Genomic DNA, 20,733 nt, shown 5'->3' with positions numbered 1-20,733 from the left:
TCACGCCTCCAGATCTGGCAGGGGGATGCTCGGCAGTACTCCGGCCGCCGCGGCGACCGCGGCGGGCGTGGTGTCGAGGTGTTCCAGCAGCCCGTCGACGTACGAGACGTCCACTCGGACCTTCTGCACCCGCCCGTCGACGTCACGCATGACGAACTCGCGGAAGCCCAGCCGGGTGGCCGACGTGGCCTCAGCGGTGGAGAGCGAGGCCAGCGTGGCCTCGTAGCCGTCGTTGACGGGGACCCGCAGCAGCCGGAGCGCCTCGGAGGCGATCTCATTGTCCTCGGCGATCCGGCCGACGAAGACGGTCGAGACGAGGTTCTGCACGTCGAGGCCGAGGATGTCGCGCGGGTTCTGGGAGGCGACCAGTGCGGCCAGGTTCCACTTGCGGGAGTCCCGGGCGAGCCGTACCAGGAAGGATCGGCCGGAGCGCCACCCCTCCATGAAGTGCGCCTCGTCCAGACCGACGAGCTTCCGGGACGACATCGACCCGCCGTAGCATCGGCGTACGGCGAGCCGGTGCGCGGTGTGCAGCATCGGCAGGGCGAGCGCCTCCTCGGCCGACCAGTACTCCCGCTCGATCTTGAGGTCGGGCAGCCGGAGGCCGGCCATGGTGATCACCGTGAGCGCGGCGTCGGGACCGAGCATCCCCTCCGGCGGGCGGCCGAAGAAGAGCATCGCCAGGGGCATCTCGGCGGTGTCCAGCAGGAGGTTCGCGAGTTCCCGGCCGGTGTCGTCGTCGAGTTGGCTGAGCGTGGTCACGACGTCGTCCAGGGTGGACGTCTCCTCGGCGGGCACCTGGCGTACGGCGTGCCGGAACAGCGTGGCGGTCGACGCCTCCCGGGCGACCTGCGGCGGCACCAGCATCATGCAGATGTCCTGGACGAGCATCCGCCGCTCGGCCCGGGCGTTGGAGACCGCGATCTCGTACTCCCGGTCGCCGGCGGCGCCGGTGCCGAACTCGGTGCGCCGTGGTGTCGGGATCAGCGCGTACGGGGCGAGGGTGCCGTGTTCGGAACCGGTCAGGTTGAGCACCCGGGAGTAGGGGGCCAGTTCCGGCATGGCACAGAGCCGGGCGAGCGGGCCGGACGGGTCGAGCAGCGTCACCTGGACGCCCCGCCGGGCGGCGAGGTAGCCGAGCGCACCGAGCAGGGTCGACTTGCCGCCGCCCGGCTCGGCCACGAAGACGGCGAGGCCGGAACGCTCGCGTACCTCCATGGGGTAGTGCAGGTCCAGGAAGACCGGCCGCCGGCAGGTGCCCGCGGTGCGGCCGATCAGGTCGCCGCGCCGGTCGCCGACGGTGGACGCGGCCTGCGGCAGTGCGGCGGCGAGCAGCGACACCGGCATCCGGCGTACGTAGCCGGTGTTGGCGATCGGCTCGCCGGGGATGAACTCCCGGGCCAGCCAGTCCTGGTTCTTCGGATGTTGCAGCGAGATGCGCAGCTCGCGGGAGTACAGCTGGATGAGCCGGCGCGCCCGCTCCAGGCACTCCTCCCGGGTCCGGCCGCCGACCGCGATGCGGTGCCAGCCGTGTGCCCGGGCCGAGTCGACCGGCAGGCCGGTGGTCATCTCGTCGCCGATCACGAGGGCCCGTTTGGCCAGCCGCTCCAGCTCCGGCGGTGCGTCGATGCCGTGCTCGGCGTAGTCGAGCTGCTGGGAGCGGATCATGCGGAGCCGGTGCTCGAGGTTGCGGAACGAGTCACCCGAGCCGAGGATGTCCACCCGCGTCGAGATCTCCATCGGCCAGGGCAGCCGCTCGTGGAAGTGCAGCCAGGGTTCGTGCCGCTCGGGGATCTCCAGCGGCTCCATCCGCCCCACGGCCAGCACCGCGACGTGCCGTTCCTCGCCCGTCATCCGGTTGACCAGCTTCACCGTCGAGCCGTACGGGGTGCGGTAGCGCTCGATCTGCTCGGTGAGCGCAAGCAGGTCACCGCGTTCCCACCGCCCGTTGGTCACCGGGGAGAGCGCCCCGGGTGGCGACATCCCGAGCGCCACCGAGCGGTAGAGCAGCCACTCCAGTTCCTGTGCGGTCACCCGTCGCCCGCGCATGCCGAAGGCGCCGAGCACCTCGTCGAACTGCTCGACCGTCCGGCCCAACCGGCGGCGTTCGCCCTCGGCGACGCCCCGGCCGAAGGTGCGCAGCAACCGCTCGCTAAGGGAGTCACCGAGGGAACGGCGGGCGAAGGTCACCCCGAGGTACGTCTGCCCCTCGGCGTGGTTCACCGACATCAGGTGACGCTGCGCCGCGACGAGATGGTCGGCCCAACTCGGCGTGCCGGGCACGTCGGGCAGCGGGGCGACGGTGTGCGTGTCGACGGTCCGGGCCCACTCGTCGGCCGGGAACGGCCGGGTGGTGCGGCGCAGATGCAGCCGGAAGCCGGCGAGGCCGGCGTACTGCTCGGCGATCGCGGCCAGCAGCGCCTCGCGCTCGGCGTCCGGCCGGAACGCCCAGCGGACCTCGGGCAGCCAGTACCAGGCGGTGACGGTGTTCGGGGTGAAGGTGAGGTGGCCTGCGATCTCGGTGATCGCCAGTTCGACCGAGGGGTCGCGGTCCCCGAACTTGATCTTCGGGGCCTTCACCCGGACCGGCTTGATCGGCTTGTCCCGCCGTTCGGGCGAACGCTGCCGGGGCGGCGCGACCGCACGCCCGTTCGTCGTCGGCGTGTCGGACCCGGCGAGGTGCTCCGCCGGCTGCCTGGGCTCGGGCGTGGGCTCCGCCCGGGGTGCGGGCGGTACGGGCGGTGCCTGCGGCACCTGCTGCGCCACCGGCTCCGGATCGGCCGCCGGGCGCCGCACCGGCAGCCGGTCGCCGGCCTGGTGCGGCACTCGCGAGCGTGTGCCCTGCTCCGACGTGCCCCCGGCTGGAACGTCGTTCCGTGCCCGGGTCGGTTGCGTGGTCGGCCCGGGCTCCAGGCCTGTGCCGGACGACCGGGGCGCCGACGGCGCGACCGGAGGCGTCGGCGGCGGCTCGATCGCGGCCGGTTGCGGTGGTATCGGGGTGTGCTCGCGCTCGGGCCGTAGCGACGGCGTCAGCGGACGGGCGGTGCCGGGGCGTGGAGCGCCGAAGAGGTCGAGGAAGGGGGAGTCGATGTCGGCGTTCTCCGCGCCGGTCGCGGTTGGAACCCGACGCGGCGGCTGGTCCGCCGGGGCGGCCCGTCGGGTCACCGGGTCGCTCGGTGGAACCCTTCGAGCCACCGGGCGGGGGGCCTGGAAGACGCCCACCCCGCCGTGACCGGGTGTGGTGGCCAGCGCCGGATCGGGGGTGTTCTCGTCCAGCTCATCGGTCTCTGGGTAGTCAAACGAACGCGCACGGTGACCGCCCGGCGCGGCCGAACGGCCGGCCGGGGAACCCGGCGTGGAATTGCGATTCATGCGACCGCCTCACCCGCATCGTGTGACCGCCCCGTCGGCGTACGCCCGGTCATGCCAGTTCCTCCCGGATCCTGATCCCGGTGCCGACCAGGCGAGGATCGCGCTGTTCGGCGGCGGGCTCCCGGGTGCGTCGCCAGTCCGTGAGCGCGGTGCGGATCACCACTCGCGCGGGTCGGTCCGGGTCGACGTGCCGGAAGACGAATGACGTGCTCACGATGGCGAGCGCGATCTCCCAGGCGGGGAAGAGCTCGACCTGCAACGTGAACAGCCAGTGGATGAACATGTAGAGGGGGACGAGCAGCATGAAGAGTCCGTACTGGGCGTACGGGAGGTGGACGGGAAGGGTGTAGCCGGGCGGCCCGAGGTAGACCAGGCGTGCCCGGTAGATGTCGTCGTCGGTGCGCAGCCGCATGTCGAGCGCGCCCTATTCGAAGATCAGGTCGATCAGGTAGTCGCCGACGAAGAAGAGTGTCGCCGCCCCGGCGATGAAGGCCAGGCCGACGATCGCGATGGCGGAACTGGTCAGCACCTTGGATATCTCGCCGCGGCTGGCCCGTCCGATGAAGATCACGCCGAGGACGGCGAGCAGGATCGGCGCGATCTTGCTGGCGAAGAAGGTGACGACCCCGTTGGTGTCGATGCCCTTCGGTGCCGGCTCGGCGAGTGGAGTCGACGCCAAGGCGGAGAGCGCGTGGGCGACGCCGGACGACGCCTGCTCCATGAGCTCGATGGCGATCACTGAAACCTCCCCAAAACGCGGCCGGCGGCGCCGCAGCGGTGCAGTTGGAAAGCCTGCGAGGGCAAATGTCCTTTTCGAGCGCAGCCAAGTTGCCTTGCGTTCGTTACTCACCACGGAGGGTGGCGAGTTTTGGGCGATTTGGTCCCGCTTCGGCCCTCCCTCCACGCTTCGCCATCTCGATGCTGGGCAATTCCACAGCGTACGGGCCGCCCCGGAATGCGACAAGCCGCGAAGAGGCTGCCCGATACCACCTGGACGACCGATCGTACATCTGTTTCAATGCGCATGTCAGGGCTGCCGTGTGAGGCTGCCCCGGGCCGCCGGAGGCCCGGCCGACGACCGGTACGGTCTAGTCGTGACCGATCTGGTGCGGGCCCCGGCCCCCGTTGTGATGGGCGTCCTCAACGTCACGCCCGACTCCTTCTCCGACGGCGGACGGTACGCCGACCTCGACGCCGCCGTCGGACATGGCGTCCGACTGCACGCCGACGGGGCGTACCTGATCGACGTGGGCGGCGAGTCCACCCGGCCGGGCGCCGACCGGATCGACGCGGACACCGAGGCCGCGCGGGTGCTGCCCGTCATCCGCGAGCTGGCCGCGGCGGGCGTGCCGGTCAGCATCGACACCACCCGGGCCCGCGTCGCCGAGGCGGCCCTGACCGCCGGCGCGACAGTGGTCAACGACGTCTCCGGCGGGTTGGCCGACCCGGACATGGCCCGGGTGGTCCGGGACGCAGGCTGCCCGTGGGTGCTGATGCACTGGCGCGGGCACTCGCGGGGCATGCGTGAGCTGGCCGACTACACCGACGTGGTCGCCGATGTCCGGGCCGAGCTGGCCCAGCGGATCGACGCGGCGCTGCGGGCGGGGGTCGCCGCCGACCGGATCATCGTCGACCCGGGGCTCGGCTTCGCCAAGACTGCCGAACACAACTGGCGGCTCAGCGCGCGCCTGCCCGAGCTGCTCGACCTCGGCTACCCGTTGCTCTTCGGCGCCAGCCGCAAGTCCTACCTGGGCCGGCTGCTCGCCGGTCCGGACGGCACCCCGCGCCCGCCCGGCGACCGCGAGGCGGCCACCGTCGCCACCAGCGTGCTCGCCGTGGCGGCCGGCGCCTGGGGCGTACGCGTGCACGACGTACGCGCCACCGTGGACGCGCTCGCCGTCTGGCGGGCCACCGGCAGCCCGCGCCTGGTCACTCCGGTCGCCGCGGCGACCGGGTCCGCCGCCGAAGGGGAGGGCGGCCGGTGAGCGACCGGATCACGCTGACCGGTCTGCGGGCACGCGGCCGGCACGGGGTGTACGACTTCGAGCGCGAACAGGGGCAGGACTTCGTCGTCGACGTGGTGCTCGAACTCGATCTCGGCCCGGCCGCGCGCTCGGACGACGTCGCGGACACCGTCCACTACGGCGAACTCGCCGATCGACTGGTCGCCGTCGTGACCGGCGACCCGGTCGACCTGATCGAGACGCTCGCCGACCGGCTGCTCGACGTGTGCCTGGCCGATCCTCGCGTGGGCAGTGCGACCGTGACGGTGCACAAGCCGGAGGCGCCCGTGCCGCACGTGTTCACCGACGTCGCCGTCACCATGACCCGCGGGAGCGTGCGGTGACCCGCGCGATCCTCTCCCTCGGCAGCAACCTCGGTGACCGACTCGTCCACCTGCGCTCGGCGGTCGCCGCGTTCGGCGACGCGGTCCGCCTGGTCTCCGGGGTGTACGAGACTCCACCGTGGGGGGACCCGGACCAGCCGACGTACTTCAACGCGGTGCTGCTCGCCGAGGACCCGACCGCGGGCCCGTACGACTGGCTGGAGCGGGCCCGCGCCGCGGAGCGCGCGGCCGGGCGCGTTCGTGACCCGCAGCGGCGTTTCGGCCCGCGCACCCTCGACGTCGACGTCATCGCGGTCTGGGGCGACGACGGCGAACCGGTTCTCGGCGACGACCCCGAGCTGACGCTGCCGCACCCCCGCGCCCACCTGCGGGCGTTCGTGCTGCGGCCGTGGCTCGACCTCGAGCCGCACGGCCGACTGCCCGGTCACGGTCCGCTCGCCGACCTGCTGAACACCGGCGAGGCCGCCGCCGACGCGCTGGAACTGCGCCCGCGCCCGGATCTGGCGTTAGAGTCGACGGCATGACCCAGCGGAGCCGGTCGGCATGACGCAGCCGCAGTCCCCGCCGCCGGGCGGCCCCGGGCGGATGGGCCCGACCCGGATCTCCACCCTCGTGGTGGCCGGTCTGGCCGCCGCCGCGGCGGCCTGGTTACTGATCAGCACCTTCTACTACAACGGCCTACCTCGGCTGCCCTGGCTGCCGGTGGTCACGCTCGCCGTGCTCGCCGTGCTGGAGGGGTACGCCGCGATCAACACCCGGGGTCGCATCGAGCGCCGGCCGGGCCGGGAACCGGTCAACGCGCTGATGGTCGCCCGGTTCGTGGTGCTGGCCAAGGCGTCGTCGCTGGCGGGCGCCATCTTCGCCGGCTTCTACGCGGGGCTGACCGCCTGGCTCTTCGTCGAGTCCACCCGCGCCGCGGCCGAGGACCGGGCGCCCGCGGCCGGCGGGCTGGTCGCCTCGCTCGCCCTGGTGGCCGCCGCACTGTGGCTGGAGCGCTCCTGCCGGGTGCCGGAACGCCCCGAGGACGAGCGGGAGCCCGACGACCGGGAGAGTCGTCCCGGCCAGCGCTGACCCGTCTCCGCTGTGGTCGGGGGGTTACGTGCGACTCGCCGCGCGGGTACGGTGCCTCCGACCGGACAGCAACGGCCGCCGCCGGTCCGCCCGAGCGTCGGACCAGGACGACCGGCCAGGGAAGGCGGCGTCATGGGGTACGACGAACCGGGCCGGGACGCGTCAGTCGAGCCCTCGTCCGGAGTGCCCGCCGCCGTGCTGGACAACGTCTTCGACGACCCGTTCCACGGTGAGCCCGGCCGGGACCGTGTCGGCGTTCACGTCGGCTGGGAGATCGTGCTGTTGATCGCGTTGGCTGCCTGCGCCTGGCTGCTCTGGCGCGAGGATCCGGCCGTCCTGCGCGGTGCGGCGCTGAAGTCGCTGCTGGTCGACGTGGCCGCCCTCGGGCTGCTCGTCCTCGCCGCCGGGCTGAGCCTGCGTACCGCCGCGGTGAACCTCGCCATCGGGCCGGTCGCGGTCGCCGCCGGACTGCACTTCGCCGAGCAGAGCGACAGGGGCCTGGTGGCCGCCGTGGCCCCGGCCGCCGTGGTCGCCGCGGTCGGCGGTCTGCTGATCGCGCTGGCCGTGGTGGTGCTGCACGTGCCGGGCTGGGCGGCGAGCCTCGCCGCGGCGGCTGGCGTGATCGTGTACATCGAGCGCCGCTCGACGCCGGTGTTCGTGCAGGGCGAGTACGACCCGCGTCGTCATGCGTACTACTTCGTCGCCGGGTTCGCGGCGGTGGCCATCCTTGGTGGCTTCTTCGGGGCGATCCGGGCGGTCCGTCGGCTCGTCGGCCGGTTCCGCCCGGTGGCCGATCCGGCACGTCGTCGTGGGGTGGCCGCCGCGTTCGTCACCGCGAGCGCGTTGATCGGCTCGACCCTGCTCGCCATGCTGGCCGGGGTGCTCGTCGTGGCCAACGACGCCGCACCGGTGGTCCCCGCCACCGGCCTGGACTGGACGGTGCTCGCCGTCGGCGTGGCACTGCTCGCCGGCACCAGCGCGTACGGTCGTCGCGGCGGGATCTTCGGCACCGTCCTCGCGGTCGGTCTGGTGTCGGCGTTCCTCGCGTACGCCGAGACGCATGGCTGGACGGTGAGCCGGTGGGCGGCCGGCGGGGTGGCACTGGGCGTGGGGCTGCTGGTCACCCGGCTGATCGAGCGTTACGGCCGCCCTGGATCGGCCACCGTGGAGACGCCGGAGCCGGGCGGCGACGGCACGATCAGCTCGGGTTGGACGGTGCCCGGCCCGGTGGAGAACTGGCCGCCGGCCCTGCCGACGCCCGCCACGGACTCGCCGATGGACCCGTGGCGGTCGCCGCACTGGGAGAGCGAAACCCGGCGGTGGGACGACGCCCGGTGAGCTGGGGCCACGTCCGACGAGCCGGAGGTGATCTCGGCGGTTAGGCTCGGCGGCATGAGCGAGACACCAGCCACCCCCACCGGCGGTCACTCCTTCGAGGAACTGGACGCACTCCCCACCGAGGAACTGCGGGAGCGGTCGTTCGCGCGCGCCCGGGAGCGGCTCGATGTCGGCTTCTTCTGGTCGGTGCTGCGTCACCTGCCGAACGCGGACGAGGCCACCGTGCTCGACGGCGCCCTGAACTCCGTCGGGCCGACCGTCGACGAGGCCGCCGCGCTCCTGCGTCAGCTGATGGGTCACGGCTACGAGGAGTCGGAGCCGCTGCTGCGGGCCGCCTTCATCGACTACCTGATGAAGCACTGACGGGAGCGGTACACGCAGGCCGGGAACGGACAGCATCATGGCGCTCACCAACCGGACCGGCGCGCTGAGCCGGTACGGCACGGCGGCCGGCACCGGCGCGCTCGCCGTGCTCGTGCTCGTCGCCGTCGCCGGCAGCCCGGCGTACGTCGGCTGGGCCGGGAGTCACACCGATCCGAACTCGGCAGCCGGCTGGTATCTGCGAGTGCTCGCCTGGCCGGCCTGGCGGATCGACGCCGGGGATCAGGCCGGCGGGGTGCTCGCCGCGGACCTGCGGGCGATCCTGCTGGTGATCCTCGCGGCGGCTCTGCTCTACGTGCTGCCGGCCTCGCAGGTGGCCCGGGTACCCGGCGGTTTCAGCCAGTTCTTCTCCGGCTGGGCGGCGTTCGTGCTGGCCGGCGGTCTCGCCGGCCTGTTCGCGGTGTTCCTCGGGCCGGGCGCGTCGATGCTCGGCGCGTTGCAGGCCGCCTCGGCGGGAGCCGGTTACGGCTTCCTCACCGGTTGGATCATCGGCACGGCCAGCCTGGGCGGCCGCGCCTGACGACCGCCCCCGGGCCGGGCCCGGGGGCCGATCGGGCGGCGGCCGGAGGGGCCGTGCCTCACTCCGGGCGGGCCAGGTCGAGCAGGCGTCGGCGGTCCAGCGAGCCGACGGCGCGTCCCGCGTCGGTGACCAGCACCCGCTCCGCCGCCGAGGTGAGCAGCGCCGCGAGCGCGTCGTACGCCGAGCCGTCCAGTGGCACGGCCGGCGCGTCGGGTGCCGCGTCGGTGGGTACCGGCTCCAGCGCCTCCCTACGCAGCGGCGTGACCACCAGCCGGCGGATGCCCCGGTCGGCGCCGACGAACTCGCGGACGAACGGGGTGGCGGGGGTGCCGAGCAGCGCTGCCGGCGAGTCGTACTGCTCCAGGTGGCCGCCCTCGGAGAGCACCGCGATCCGGTCGCCGAGCCGCACCGCTTCGTCGAGGTCGTGGGTGACCAGCACGATCGTCTTGCGCACCTCGGCCTGCAGCCGGAGGAACTCCTCCTGCAGCCGGGTCCGCGTGATCGGGTCGACGGCGGAGAACGGCTCGTCCATGAGCAGCACCACCGGGTCGGCGGCGAGCGCCCTGGCCACCCCGACCCGCTGCCGCTGCCCGCCGGAGAGCTCGTGCGGGTACCGGCCCCCGAACGTCCCCGGGTCGAGGCCGATCAGCTCCAGCAGCTCGTCGACCCGGCTCCGGATCTGGTCTCGGGGCCAGCCGAGCAGCTTCGGTACGGTCGCGACGTTCGCCCGTACCGTCTGGTGCGGGAAGAGCCCGACGTTCTGGATGACGTAGCCGATCCGGCGGCGCAGCCGCACCGGGTCGACCCGGGTGACGTCCTCGTCGCCGAGGAGGGTCCGGCCGCCGGTGGGCTCGATCATCCGGTTGATCATCCGCAGCACTGTCGACTTGCCGCTGCCGGACGGACCGATGAGCACCACCAGTTCGCCGGCACCGACCTCGAGGCTCAGCCCGCGTACGGCTTCGGTCCCGTCCGGGTAGCGTTTGCGGACGCCCTCCAACGTGATCGACGCCGCGCGCTGGTCGCTGACGGTCGCGCGCCCGCCGGCGCCGGAGGTCTCCGGGGTAACGTCCACGTATGTCCTTCCGCCTGAGCTACCGGGCCGACCCGGGCAATCCCTGGTTCTCCTGGCAGTACCTGCGGGACAACTCTGACACGCTCGTCGCCGCGCTGCGCGACCACGCCTCGCTGACCGCCCGCGCGGTGCTGATCGCCGCCTTGATCGCCGTACCGCTGGCGGTGGTGGCGTACTGGTTCCGTCCCCTCTCCGGCCCGATCCTCGCCTTCACCGGGGTGCTCTACACGATCCCGTCCCTGGCGCTGTTCGCGTTCATCGCGCCCTACCTGGGCATCGGCACGGTAACGGTACTCACCGTGGTGGTGCTGTACGCCCTGCTCGTGATCGTGCGTAACACGGTCGCCGGGTTGACCCAGGTGCCGCCCGAGGTCCGTGAGGCGGCCGAAGGCATGGGCTACGGCAGGTGGGGGCGGCTGTTCCGGATCGAGTTGCCGCTCGCCCTGCCGGGGATCCTCACCGGTCTCCGGCTGGCCACCGTCTCGACCGTGGCGCTGGTCACCGTCGGCGTGGTCGTGGGTCGCGGCGGGCTCGGACAGGTGATCTTCGCCGGTTTCCAGAACAACTTCTACAAGGCACAGATCATGGCCGGGACGCTGCTCTGCGTCCTCCTCGCCCTGGTGCTGGACCTGATCCTCGCCGGGCTCGGCCGGCTGCTCACCCCGTGGCTCACCCGGAGATCGTCATGAGTGTCATCGAGCAGGCGATCGTCTGGCTCAACGACCCGCTGAACTGGACCAACCCGGGCGGCGTGCTGGACCGGCTCGGCGAGCACCTCGTCCTCTCGGCCGCCGCCGTCGCGCTGGGCTGCCTGGTGGCCTGGCCGATCGGGCTCTGGCTCGGTCACACCGGACGCGCCGGCGGCCTGGTGGTGCTGGTGGCCAACGTGACCCTCGCCATCCCCACGCTCGCCCTGCTCACCATCCTTCCGCTGACCTTCCTCGGGTTCGGTCGGCCGTCGGTGATCGTCGCGTTGGCGGTCTTCGCTCTGCCGCCGCTGCTGGCCAACGCGTACACAGGAGTGCGGCAGGCCGATCCGGAGGCGCGGGACGCCGCGCGCGGCATGGGTCTCTCCGGCTGGCAGGTGCTGCGCCGGGTGGAGTTGCCGCTCGCCGTGCCGTACCTGGCGGCCGGGTTCCGTACCGCCGCCGTGCAGGTGGTGGCCACCGCGGCGCTCGCCTCGTTCGTCAACGGCGGCGGACTGGGCCAGATCATCCGGGCCGGGTTCGGGCTGGATATCGCGGCCGGTGGCGGCCAGATCCTCGCCGGGGGTGTGCTGGTGGCCGTGCTCGCCATCGTGGTGGAACTCGTGTTGGCCCTGGTCGAGCGGGCCGTCACGCCGCGTCCGTTGCGCGGCGCCCGCCGCGGCGCGAACCGCCGCGCCGCCGACGCGGTGGCCGGCGGCTGACCCGCCCGCACCTGACGGAGGCGGACGAAGCGGCACCGTGCCGGGGGCGAGCCCGTGCTCGCGGCCGCGGCGGCGCCCGACCTGAATCCTGTGGCGCGGCTCACGCCGCTGACCGCCCGGTGCCGGCCGACCCGGTGACGATCAGGTGACGAAGGTCCCGTCCGGTTGTCGTACCCGGCCGGAGGATGTTGGGTGGACTCGCGGGCATCCGAACGATCGCCCGTCGGACACGCGGCCGGCCCGGAAGGGTCGCGCCGGGACACGGAAGGCGGGCAGTACATGCACGCACATATTCGACTGGCCGTCGGCGCGGCCGCGGTTCTCACCGCGGCCGGGCTCTTGACCGGCTGCGGTGGCGCCGGTTCGTCCGGCACCGACGCGCCCAAGCAGGAGGCGAGCGGGGCGGGCTGCGCCCCCGTCGCGGGTGACCAGCTGATGGTCCTCGCCGATGACAAGAAGCAGCAGAACAGCGACAACGTCATCCCGGCCGTGAACGCCGACGCGGCGAACCCGCAGCTGTTCGCCGCGCTCGACAAGGTCTCGGGCGCGCTGGACACGCCGAAGCTCGTCCAGCTCAACAAGGCGGTCGACGTCGACCGCAAGACCCCGAAGACGGCGGCGGAGGAGTTCGCCTCGGCGAACAACCTCACCGCGGGTATCGCCAAGGGCCCGGGCGGCCAGCTCGTGGTCGGCGCCGCCAACTTCAGCGAGAGCGAGACGCTCGCCGAGCTCTACCGGATCGCGCTCACCGCCGCCGGCTACCAGGTCCGCGTGCAGCAGATCGGCAGCCGGGAGCTCTACGAGCCCGCCCTGGAGAAGGGCGAGATCCAGGTCGTCCCGGAGTACGCCGCGAGCATGGCCGAGTTCCTCAACACCAAGGCCAACGGCTCGGGCGCCAAGCCGGTCGCCTCGCCGGACCTCGACAAGACAGTGACCGCGCTGCGAGCGGCCGGCGACAAGGTGGGCATCACCTTCGGCAAGCCGTCGGCGGCCCAGGACCAGAACGCCTTCGCGGTCACCAAGGCGTTCTCCGACAAGTACGGCGTCCGTACCCTCTCCGAGCTGGCCAGCAAGTGCTCCGGTCAGGCGACGGTGCTGGCCGGGCCGCCGGAGTGCCCGCAGCGGGTCACCTGCCAGGCCGGCCTGGTCCAGGTCTACAACTTCCACGCGGGCTCCTTCAGCTCGCTGGACGCCGGTGGTCCGCAGACCAAGAACGCCCTGAAGACCGGCAGCGCCAGCGTGGGCCTCGTCCTCTCCTCGGATGCGGCGTTGGCCACCAGCTGACCTGTCCATCGGGCCGGCCCGATCGGCTTCGGCCGGTCGGGCCGGCCCTTTTCCGGGGCCCTCCGCGGTGACCGGCGCCCTCCCGGGTCCGTTCCCACCTGAAGCCGACTCTCGGTAGGCTGCACAGCCATGCCGGCCCCCGAAGCCCTGCGCAGCCGTTCGCTCCTGACGACCCTGTTCTGGATCGGCGTGGGATTGGCGCCGGTGGCGGCGCTGATTCTGCTGGTCGCCGACGGTAACGGGCCGCTGCGTTTCGCGGCGGTGCTCGCGATCGTGGCCGTGGTGCTGATCGGCCTGTCGATCGCGCTCCGATCCGACGGTGAGAGCGGTCAGGACCGCCTGGCGGAAGTCTTCGACGAGATGGACCAGCTCCGCCGTGAGTTGCGTGGCGAGATCGTCGCCGCCGCGCAGCGTGGCAACCAGGCCCTCGACCAGGCCCAGCGGGCGCAGGAGGCGGTGGCCGCGGTGCACCGGAGGCTCGAAGCCACCGGTGCCGCCCTCGCCGGTGCCGCTGTCGGCGGTGCCGCTGTCGCCGGTGCCGAAGAGCCGGTCGGGTCAGGCCGGGCGCGGGTGCCGGTCGCCGAGCCGGAGGAGGATGTGCCGGCCGGTCGGGCTCGGGCGTCCCGGGAGGAGAGCCGGTCCCGCTGGGCGGACGACGAGGAGCCGGCTCCCCGTTCGGCGTCGGGCCGGCACGGCACCGACCGTCCGGACCCCGAGCCGGAGTGGCCGGCCCCCGGAACGTACGGCGCACGCGCCGGCTCCGCCGGGGAGCGCGCAGGATCGGCCGGGTACGGCGGGGAGCGTACGGGTGCTGCCGCGGCCGGCGTCTACGGAGCGGGGCCCCGCCCGGGTGAGCAGGACGGCCGGCCGGAGCCCCGGCAGATGGGTGTGGTCCGGCACACCGAGACGGTGCACGTGACCACCCGGCACACGATCGTGGACGGTGGCCCGGCGGAGTCGCCCGGTGGGCGTTACGGCGGCGGGTACTCGGGCGGCTGGTCGCCGCCGGCCGACGAGCGACAGTGGGGCGCCCCCGAGGAGCGCAGCCCGCAGGAGCGGCAGTGGTCCGGGTACGGCGGTCAGGACGAGCGCTCCCGGCCCGATGACGAGCGCCCGTGGGCAGGTGCGGGCGGTCCGCGCGGCGAGACCGGTTGGGACGATCCGCGCGACGACCGTGGTCGCGACAGCCGGCGGGACGAGCGGGGCTGGTCGGCCCCGGACGACCAGTGGGACCGGGCGGAACCGGACCGGCCGGCGCAGGTCGACGACACCGGACAGTACTGGTCGCAGTTGCGTGCCGGTGACCGCTGGGCGGCGGTCCGGGACGACGACCGGGGCCGGGAGGTGCGGATGGGCGAGCGGCGGGCCGAGGTGCACGCGGACGCGACCGGCAGTGAGTACCGGGTCGCCGACCGCTGGGCGGCGGTCCGCCGGGACGAGCCGCGCCGCGGGTACGACGAGGGCCGGCGGGGCGGCTGGGGTGAGCCGGAGGAGCGGGCGCTGCCCGCCGGCGGGGTGCCCGTGCCCGACGAGTGGCGCCCGCCGCGCCAGCGCGGGCTGGTCGACGCCGAGCCGGAGCGGGTGGGCCGCCGCGCGCGGGTCGACGAGGACGCCTACGACTACCCGCCTCGCGACGACGGACCTCGTGCTGGCGGTTCCCGCTGGCGCTGAACGCCGCCGCCCGGCCCGACCTACTTGTCGATGTCGCCGACCACGAAGAACATCGAGCCGAGGATCGCGATCAGGTCCGGCACCAGGCAGCCCGGCAGCAGCGTCGCGAGCGCCTGCACGTTGGCGTACGACGCGGTGCGCAGCTTGAGCCGCCACGGCGTCTTCTCGCCCCGGGACACGAGGTAGTAGCCGTTGATGCCGAGCGGATTCTCGGTCCACGCGTACGTGTGCCCCTCGGGGGCCTTGACCACCTTCGGCAGCCGGGTGTTCACCGGTCCGGTGAGCCGGTCGACCCGGTCCAGGCACTGCTCGGCGAGGTCGAGCGAGACGTACACCTGGTCGAGCAGAACCTCGAACCGGGCATGGCAGTCCCCGGCGGTCTTGGTCACCACCGGGACGTCCAACTCGTCGTACGCGAGGTAGGGCTCGTCCCGACGTAGGTCCAGGTCGAGCCCGGAGGCGCGGGCGACCGGGCCGGACGCCCCGAACGCCGCGGCGTCCTCCCTGGAGAGCACCCCGACGCCGACGGTGCGGGCCAGGAAGATCTCGTTGCGCCGGATCAGGTGGTCCAGGTCGGGCAGCCGCCGGCGTACCTCGCCGATCGCGGTCCGCGCCCGCCCGGTCCAGCCGGACGGCACCTCCTCCTTCAGCCCGCCGACCCGGTTGAACATGTAGTGGATCCGGCCGCCGGAGACCTCCTCCATCACCGTCTGCAGCGTCTCGCGCTCGCGGAAGGCGTAGAACATCGGCGTGATCGCGCCGATCTCCAGGGGGTAGGAGCCGAGGAACATCAGGTGGTTGAGCACCCGGTTCAGTTCGGCGAGGGCCATCCGCAGCCAGGTCGCCCGCTCCGGCACCTCGAGCCCCATCAACCGTTCGACCGCGAGCACCACGCCGAGCTCGTTGGAGAACGCCGACAGCCAGTCGTGTCGGTTGGCCAGCACGATGATCTGCCGGTAGTCGCGTACCTCGAAGAGCTTCTCCGCGCCCCGGTGCATGTAGCCGACGATCGGCTCGGCCGACACCACCCGCTCACCGTCGAGCACCAGCTTCAGCCGCAGCACGCCGTGGGTGGACGGGTGCTGCGGGCCGATGTTGAGCACCATGTCGGTGCCGAGCTGCTCGCCGCCGGTGCCCGCCACCAGGCCGGCCCCGGTGCCGACGGTCAGCTCGCGGAGGTCCCCGGCGTCGGTGGTCATGCCCGTCATCGTGCCACGCCCGGGTCGAACGCCATGTCGACCGGTTGCCACAGCCACCGATGCCCGCCCAGGCCGGCCGGGTCGGTCAGCTCGGCCACCGTGGACGCCGCGGCGAGCGCCCGCACGTACCCGGCCGGGTCGGTGGCGGCCATCGTCAGCGGCGGTCGGCCGCCGTCGGCCCCGAGCGCTCGAAGCGCCTCCCGCTGCGACGACAAGGAGTACGCGCACCGCGCGACCCGCTCACCGGCGGAGGCGACGGAGTCCATGGCGACGTGCGCGGTGACATCGCAGGATCCCCCCGGCACCGGCGCCACCTGCCGTCCGCCCCGGTACCCGGTCAGCGTCCCGCCCACCGGCCGCTCCGCCCTCAGGTGTCCGTAGTCGACCGCCAGCGCCAGCCCCCGGTCGATCCTGCTGACCGCGTCGGCCCACGCCTCGTCCCTGGCCCGTCCGATCTCGGCGCGCACACCGATCGTCGTCCGACTCTCCGGGCAACCCGATTCGACCGGTTCGCTGCTGGTCGCGGTAGAGGTTTCCGGGCGGCCGGACCGGTTCGGTTCGTCGCTGGTCGCCGTGGAGGTTTCCGGGCATCGGGACCGGTTCGCTTCGTCGGTGGTCGCCTTGAGGGTTTCCGGGCAGCCCGACCCGGTCGTTCCTGGACCGTCCGTGACGGTTCCCGGCAGCAAGCCCACATCGTCGGCGAGGTTGCCGCCGGGTACCGGCCACCACGTCGCCAGCCACTCGGCGTCCTCCGGTGCAACCAGGTCACCCACAGTCTCCGCACCCGAGGTGTGATCGACCAGCAGATACCGCCACCCGTCGGACCCGTGCACGGCGATATCCAAGGGCACGTTGTCCAGCCACTCAGTGGCGAGGAGCAGCCCGGTGATCCCGGACGGGATCTGGTCGACCCAGCGGATCTCCGGAGAGAGGTCTTCGGGGCGAGAAGCGAGTTCGACGGCCGTGAACCGTACCCGCTCGGCGAGGGGGACCACGCTGGTGGGTGCCGGGTCGGCGGGCCGTGCCCCGGGTGCAGATCGTGGCGGTTCGGGACGCGCGGCGGCCGCGGAAGTCAGGGTTTCCGGGGAGCCCGCCCGCGGAGGGATCAAGCCTGACCGCCCGGAGCGGGTGGGCTCCCCGGAAACCCCCGAAGCGGACCCGGCACGCCCCGTCGAAGCGGACGCGGCAGCCGCCGGAGCGGACCCGGCAGCCGCCGGAGCGGACCCGGCCGCCAACCCCGCGAGAGCCCGCAGCAGCTCCCCGCGACCGGCGCCCACGTCTACCACGTCCAACCGGTCGGGGTGGCCCAGCGCCGTGTCGACCTGTTCGACGACGCGGAGCAGTGCGGTGGCGAACGCCGGGGACGCGTGCACCGAGGTGCGGAAGTGGTCGACGGGGTGGGATCCGGAGACGAAGAAGCCGCCCGGGCCGTAGAGCGCCCGGTCCATCGCGTCCTGCCAGCGGATCGGCATCAGTTCGTTCCTCGTTCAGGGCCCGTCACCGTGCCGACCCTACGGTCACCCGGCGTGAAACGGCGGCTCGTCCCCGCCCGTGGCAGGTCCCGGTGGACAGGCCGGCCCCGGGGTGGTGAAGGTTTTCACATCAGGGGTTTCGATACCGTCGCCCGGGCGCATACTTGCGATCGACCGGTACCCCTCTCGAGGACTGGATCATCGCCATGAGCGCACCGCTGCGCCCACGCCCGGCCGCCCCCAGGCGGGCCGCCGCAACCGTGGGCTCCGCCCGTCCGGGCGTCCTTCCCCGCAGCCTCACCGTCGGCGTCATCGGCACCGGCCGCGTCGGCGCAGTGCTGGGCGCCGCGCTCTCCGCCGCTGGGCACCCGGTGGTCGCCGCCACCGGCGGGTCCGGGGTGAACCGCAACCGGCTCGCGCTGCTGCCCAGCGTCGCGCCCGGCTCCGCGGCCGAGGTCGCCCGAGCCGCCACCGACCTGCTGCTGATCGCGGTGCCGGACGACGCCCTCGCGCGCGTGGTCGCCACCCTGGCCGATGGTGGCCTGCTCCACCCCGGGCAGGTGGTTGCGCACACCTCGGGGGCGCACGGGCTGACCGTACTGGACCCGGCCGCCGCGGTCGGGGCCCGGCCGCTCGCCCTGCACCCGGCGATGACCTTCACCGGTACGCCGGAGGACCTCGGCCGGCTCGCCGGCATCTCGTACGGGGTGACCGCTCCCACCGATCTTCGGCCGCTGGCGGCACGGCTGGTCGCCGATCTCGGCGGTGTGCCGGAGTGGGTCGGGGAGGCGGACCGGCCGCTCTACCACGCGGCCCTGGCGCACGGCGCCAACCACCTGGTGACCCTGGTCAACGAGGCGGCCGACCGGCTGCGTGACGCCGGGGTGACCCAGCCGGAGAAGGTGCTCGCCCCGCTGCTGCGGGCCGCCCTGGAGAACGCCCTGCACTACGGCGACGGCGCGCTGACCGGCCCGGTCTCCCGCGGCGACGCCGGCACCGTCGAGCGGCATCTCGCCCGGCTCGCCGCCACCGCGCCCGAGTCGGTGGCCCCCTACCTGGCGCTGGCTCGGCGTACCGCTGACCGGGCCATCGCCAGCGGCCGGCTGGCCCCGGCCGACGCGGCGTCGCTGCTCGGTGTGCTCGCCGACACCCAGGGGCAGGTGGCCAGGTGACGGTCCGGGGAATGGCGGGGGGCGTGCGCACGCTGACGAGGATCCGGGAGGTGGCCGCCGCATGGAACTGGTGACGACCCGCGAGGAGCTCGCGAAGGCGCGGGCCGGGCTGACCGGCACGGTCGGCGTGGTGATGACCATGGGTGCCCTGCACGAGGGGCACGAGACACTGCTGCGCGCGGCCCGGGCGCAGGCCGACCACGTGCTGGTGACGATCTTCGTGAACCCGCTGCAGTTCGGCCCGAACGAGGACTTCGACCGCTATCCGCGTACGCTCGCCGCCGATCTTGAGGTCTGCCGGCGGGCCGGGGCGGACGTGGTCTTCGCACCGAGCCGGGACGAGATCTACCCGGGCGGTGAGCCCCGGGTCCGGGTCGACCCGGGCAGCCTCGGTGCGGAACTGGAGGGGCAGAGCCGCCCCGGCTTCTTCCACGGGGTGCTCACCGTGGTGCTGAAGCTGTTCCAGCTCACCCGGCCCGACCTGGCCTTCTTCGGTGAGAAGGACTACCAGCAGCTGACCCTGGTCCGGCGGATGGTCCGCGATCTCGACGTGCCGGTGCAGGTGGTCGGCGTGCCGACCGTACGGGAACCGGACGGGCTCGCGCTCTCCAGCCGCAACCGGTACCTCTCGGAGCCGGAGCGGGCCGCCGCGCTGAGCCTGTCCGGCGCGCTGCGTGCCGGTGCCGAGGCCGCCGAGCAGGGGCAGGACGCGGGCGTGGTGCTCAGCGCCGCGCACCGGGCGTTCGGCGCCGGTACGCCCGGCGCGCAACTCGACTACCTGGTGCTGACCGACCCGGACCTGGAGCCGGGGCCGGTGGACGGTCCGGCGCGACTGCTCATCGCCGCCTGGGTCGGCAGCACTCGCCTGATCGACAACATGCCGATCCACCTCGGCCCCCGTTCTTGAACCCCCTGTTCCGCGAAAGGCCCACCCCGATGCTGCGAACCATGCTCAAGTCGAAGATCCACCGCGCTACGGTCACCCAGGCGGACCTGCACTACGTCGGCTCGGTCACGGTGGACGAGGATCTGCTCGACGCCGCCGACCTGCTCCCGGGTGAGCAGGTGGCGATCGTGGACATCACCAACGGAGCCCGGCTGGAGACGTACGTGATCCCGGGCGAGCGGGGCAGCGGCGTGATCGGCATCAACGGCGCGGCGGCGCACCTGGTGCACCCCGGTGACCTGGTCATCCTCATCTCGTACGGGCAGATGGACGACGCCGAGGCGCGGACCTACCGGCCGCGGGTGGTGCACGTGGACGTGGACAACCGGATCGTGGACCTGACGGCGGACCCGTCGACCGCCGTCCCCGGCACCGCCGGCGACCCGGTCCCGAACCCGTACGCCGTGGTCTGATCGTTCCGCGAACGGGCCGTCCCGACCGGTTCGGGGGCGGCCGATGCGGTCTGTCACCGGAAGGTCATTCCTGGTTACCCTTGTCGCACCTGCCGGGAGGCGGGCGGTGCCTGGGGGAGGCCGCGATGCGCCGTTCGATGACCGTCCTGTACGCGGTCGCCACCACGGCGGTCCTGCTGGCGGGCTGCGCGACGGGTGACGGGGACGGCGACCTCACCGACGACTGGCCCGCCCTGCCGGCAGCGGCGGCGTTCACCCCGGCCGTCGGGGTGTGCCAGGCGGCCGACTTCACCGACGTGGTGACCCTGGCGGCCTACCAACCGATCGACTGCGCCGAGCCGCATCGGGTGGAGACCGTGCACGTCGGCGCGTTTCCGGTGGCGTCGCCCGCGCCGCCGTCGGGCGGCTCCGCCGAGATGCGGGGCGCCTTCGCGGACTGCGACACCCGGGCCAGCGGGTACGTGGGCGACGACTGGCGGGCCGGCCGGCTGAGGCTCTCCGTGGCGGTGCCCTCCCGGGTGGGCTGGGCGGCCGGCTCCCGGTGGTACCGGTGCGACCTCTCCGAGCTGAGCACCGTCGAGGCCGCCGCCACCGTGGTAGCCCGTACGGGCGGCCTCCGCGACGCGCTGAAGGGCCCGTATCCGCTGCGGCTGGGCTGCCAGCAGACCCGTGGCGGCAAGGGTGGTGGCGTGCAGGGGTTGGTGCCGGTCGCCTGCGCGACCCGCCACGACGCCGAGTTCGTCGGGGTGTGGCGGGCGCCGGAAGGCGCGTATCCGACCCGACAGGCGGACTGGCTGCCTCTCTACGCCGGGTGCCGCTCGGTGCTCGGCCGCTTCGTGGGTGTGCCTGACGACGCCGAGCTGCGGTTCCGCAGCGGCGTGCTGGCCCGCCCGCCGGGCGAGGGGCGGTGGCGGGTCGGCGATCGGGGGGTGCGCTGCTATCTCTGGCTCAGCCACCGTACGGTGACGGGCTCGCTCAAGGGCGTCGGCCCGGCCGGTCTGCCCGTCCGCACCAGCTGACCGCGGGTACGGACGGGGTAGCCCAAACCACTCGTCCCGCCCCCG

20 protein-coding genes and 1 pseudogene are annotated in these 20,733 nt (G+C 73.4%); 15 read left to right on the top strand and 6 right to left on the bottom strand.

Annotation, left to right across the window (positions count from 1 at the left end; all coding sequences use genetic code 11):
* Genes AB0F98_RS22815 through AB0F98_RS22805 form a run of 3 tightly spaced genes read right to left on the bottom strand, consistent with a single transcriptional unit; the run spans position 1 to position 4,111 of the window.
* Entirely contained in the window at positions 1–3,372 is a 3,372-nt protein-coding gene (locus tag AB0F98_RS22815; RefSeq protein ID WP_357738383.1) for an ATP-binding protein, read from the bottom strand.
* Between the two features lie 49 nt (positions 3,373–3,421).
* Positions 3,422–3,784 (bottom strand): hypothetical protein, encoded by a 363-nt coding sequence (locus AB0F98_RS22810; RefSeq protein ID WP_076467128.1) that lies wholly within the window; start codon positions 3,782–3,784, stop codon positions 3,422–3,424.
* A gap of 12 nt (positions 3,785–3,796) precedes the next feature.
* Positions 3,797–4,111 carry a hypothetical protein gene (locus tag AB0F98_RS22805; protein WP_076467126.1) on the bottom strand — a complete coding sequence of 105 codons (315 nt, stop codon included), beginning with the start codon at positions 4,109–4,111 and terminating at the stop codon, positions 3,797–3,799.
* Positions 4,112–4,466: 355 nt separating this feature from the next.
* Between AB0F98_RS22805 and folP the strand changes: the two genes are divergently transcribed.
* The 7 genes from folP to AB0F98_RS22770 all read left to right on the top strand — a co-directional run bounded on the left by folP (position 4,467) and on the right by AB0F98_RS22770 (position 9,029).
* Positions 4,467–5,357, top strand: coding sequence for a dihydropteroate synthase (gene folP, locus AB0F98_RS22800; protein ID WP_357738378.1), 891 nt, complete (start codon positions 4,467–4,469; stop codon positions 5,355–5,357).
* Positions 5,354–5,719, top strand: coding sequence for a dihydroneopterin aldolase (gene folB, locus AB0F98_RS22795; RefSeq protein ID WP_357738375.1), 366 nt, complete (start codon positions 5,354–5,356; stop codon positions 5,717–5,719). Before folP ends, folB begins: the two co-directional genes overlap by 4 nt.
* The gene (gene folK, locus AB0F98_RS22790) at positions 5,716–6,243 is read left to right on the top strand and encodes a 2-amino-4-hydroxy-6-hydroxymethyldihydropteridine diphosphokinase (protein ID WP_357738372.1); all 528 of its coding nucleotides are present in this window, start codon (positions 5,716–5,718) and stop codon (positions 6,241–6,243) included. Before folB ends, folK begins: the two co-directional genes overlap by 4 nt.
* Before the next feature lie 19 nt (positions 6,244–6,262).
* The gene (locus AB0F98_RS22785) at positions 6,263–6,790 is read left to right on the top strand and encodes a DUF3180 domain-containing protein (RefSeq protein WP_357738369.1); all 528 of its coding nucleotides are present in this window, start codon (positions 6,263–6,265) and stop codon (positions 6,788–6,790) included.
* A 132-nt stretch (positions 6,791–6,922) separates the two neighbouring features.
* Positions 6,923–8,128, top strand: coding sequence for an ABC transporter permease (locus AB0F98_RS22780; RefSeq protein ID WP_357738366.1), 1,206 nt, complete (start codon positions 6,923–6,925; stop codon positions 8,126–8,128).
* Between the two features lie 54 nt (positions 8,129–8,182).
* Positions 8,183–8,491, top strand: a complete 309-nt coding sequence (locus AB0F98_RS22775; protein ID WP_350784248.1) for a hypothetical protein — start codon at positions 8,183–8,185, stop codon at positions 8,489–8,491.
* Between the two features lie 37 nt (positions 8,492–8,528).
* Positions 8,529–9,029: a hypothetical protein gene (locus AB0F98_RS22770; RefSeq protein WP_357738363.1), complete on the top strand. Its 501-nt coding sequence runs from the start codon at positions 8,529–8,531 to the stop codon at positions 9,027–9,029.
* Positions 9,030–9,087: 58 nt separating this feature from the next.
* Here AB0F98_RS22770 and AB0F98_RS22765 read toward each other — a convergent pair whose 3' ends face one another.
* Positions 9,088–10,104, bottom strand: coding sequence for an ATP-binding cassette domain-containing protein (locus AB0F98_RS22765; protein WP_357738360.1), 1,017 nt, complete (start codon positions 10,102–10,104; stop codon positions 9,088–9,090).
* 2 nt (positions 10,105–10,106) lie between these two features.
* On the opposite strand from AB0F98_RS22765, the gene AB0F98_RS22760 reads away from it, so the two are divergent.
* The 4 genes and pseudogenes from AB0F98_RS22760 to AB0F98_RS22745 all read left to right on the top strand — a co-directional run bounded on the left by AB0F98_RS22760 (position 10,107) and on the right by AB0F98_RS22745 (position 14,467).
* The gene (locus AB0F98_RS22760; RefSeq protein ID WP_357738357.1) at positions 10,107–10,793 is read left to right on the top strand and encodes an ABC transporter permease; all 687 of its coding nucleotides are present in this window, start codon (positions 10,107–10,109) and stop codon (positions 10,791–10,793) included.
* Positions 10,790–11,512 (top strand): ABC transporter permease, encoded by a 723-nt coding sequence (locus AB0F98_RS22755; protein WP_357738355.1) that lies wholly within the window; start codon positions 10,790–10,792, stop codon positions 11,510–11,512. Before AB0F98_RS22760 ends, AB0F98_RS22755 begins: the two co-directional genes overlap by 4 nt.
* 165 nt (positions 11,513–11,677) lie before the next feature.
* Positions 11,678–12,796 (top strand): annotated as a pseudogene (locus AB0F98_RS22750) (glycine betaine ABC transporter substrate-binding protein).
* Between the two features lie 129 nt (positions 12,797–12,925).
* Positions 12,926–14,467, top strand: a complete 1,542-nt coding sequence (locus AB0F98_RS22745) for a hypothetical protein (RefSeq protein ID WP_357738353.1) — start codon at positions 12,926–12,928, stop codon at positions 14,465–14,467.
* 20 nt (positions 14,468–14,487) lie between these two features.
* Here the strand turns inward: AB0F98_RS22745 and AB0F98_RS22740 are convergent, their stop codons facing one another.
* A complete protein-coding gene (locus AB0F98_RS22740; RefSeq protein WP_357738351.1) occupies positions 14,488–15,675 on the bottom strand; it encodes an NADH-quinone oxidoreductase subunit D in 1,188 nt (395 codons plus the stop codon).
* Positions 15,672–16,661 carry an SAM-dependent methyltransferase gene (locus tag AB0F98_RS22735; protein WP_357738438.1) on the bottom strand — a complete coding sequence of 330 codons (990 nt, stop codon included), beginning with the start codon at positions 16,659–16,661 and terminating at the stop codon, positions 15,672–15,674. The genes AB0F98_RS22740 and AB0F98_RS22735 overlap by 4 nt, the downstream gene beginning before the upstream one ends.
* A gap of 683 nt (positions 16,662–17,344) precedes the next feature.
* Here AB0F98_RS22735 and AB0F98_RS22730 point away from each other — a divergent pair.
* From AB0F98_RS22730 to AB0F98_RS22715, 4 genes are all read left to right on the top strand, one after another.
* Positions 17,345–18,310 (top strand): DUF2520 domain-containing protein, encoded by a 966-nt coding sequence (locus AB0F98_RS22730; protein WP_357738348.1) that lies wholly within the window; start codon positions 17,345–17,347, stop codon positions 18,308–18,310.
* Positions 18,311–18,371: 61 nt separating this feature from the next.
* The gene (gene panC, locus AB0F98_RS22725) at positions 18,372–19,217 is read left to right on the top strand and encodes a pantoate--beta-alanine ligase (RefSeq protein WP_357738345.1); all 846 of its coding nucleotides are present in this window, start codon (positions 18,372–18,374) and stop codon (positions 19,215–19,217) included.
* A 29-nt stretch (positions 19,218–19,246) separates the two neighbouring features.
* Positions 19,247–19,669 (top strand): aspartate 1-decarboxylase, encoded by a 423-nt coding sequence (gene panD, locus AB0F98_RS22720; protein ID WP_357738342.1) that lies wholly within the window; start codon positions 19,247–19,249, stop codon positions 19,667–19,669.
* A 125-nt stretch (positions 19,670–19,794) separates the two neighbouring features.
* Positions 19,795–20,688 (top strand): septum formation family protein, encoded by an 894-nt coding sequence (locus AB0F98_RS22715; RefSeq protein WP_357738339.1) that lies wholly within the window; start codon positions 19,795–19,797, stop codon positions 20,686–20,688.
* Positions 20,689–20,733: the final 45 nt, after the last annotated feature.

Origin of the sequence: Micromonospora sp. NPDC023737 (assembly GCF_040639715.1) — a bacterium.
Classification (GTDB): Bacteria; Actinomycetota; Actinomycetes; order Mycobacteriales; family Micromonosporaceae; genus Micromonospora.
Note: the sequence above shows the minus strand (reverse complement) of the source record. Positions and strands in the feature narration are given on the sequence as shown.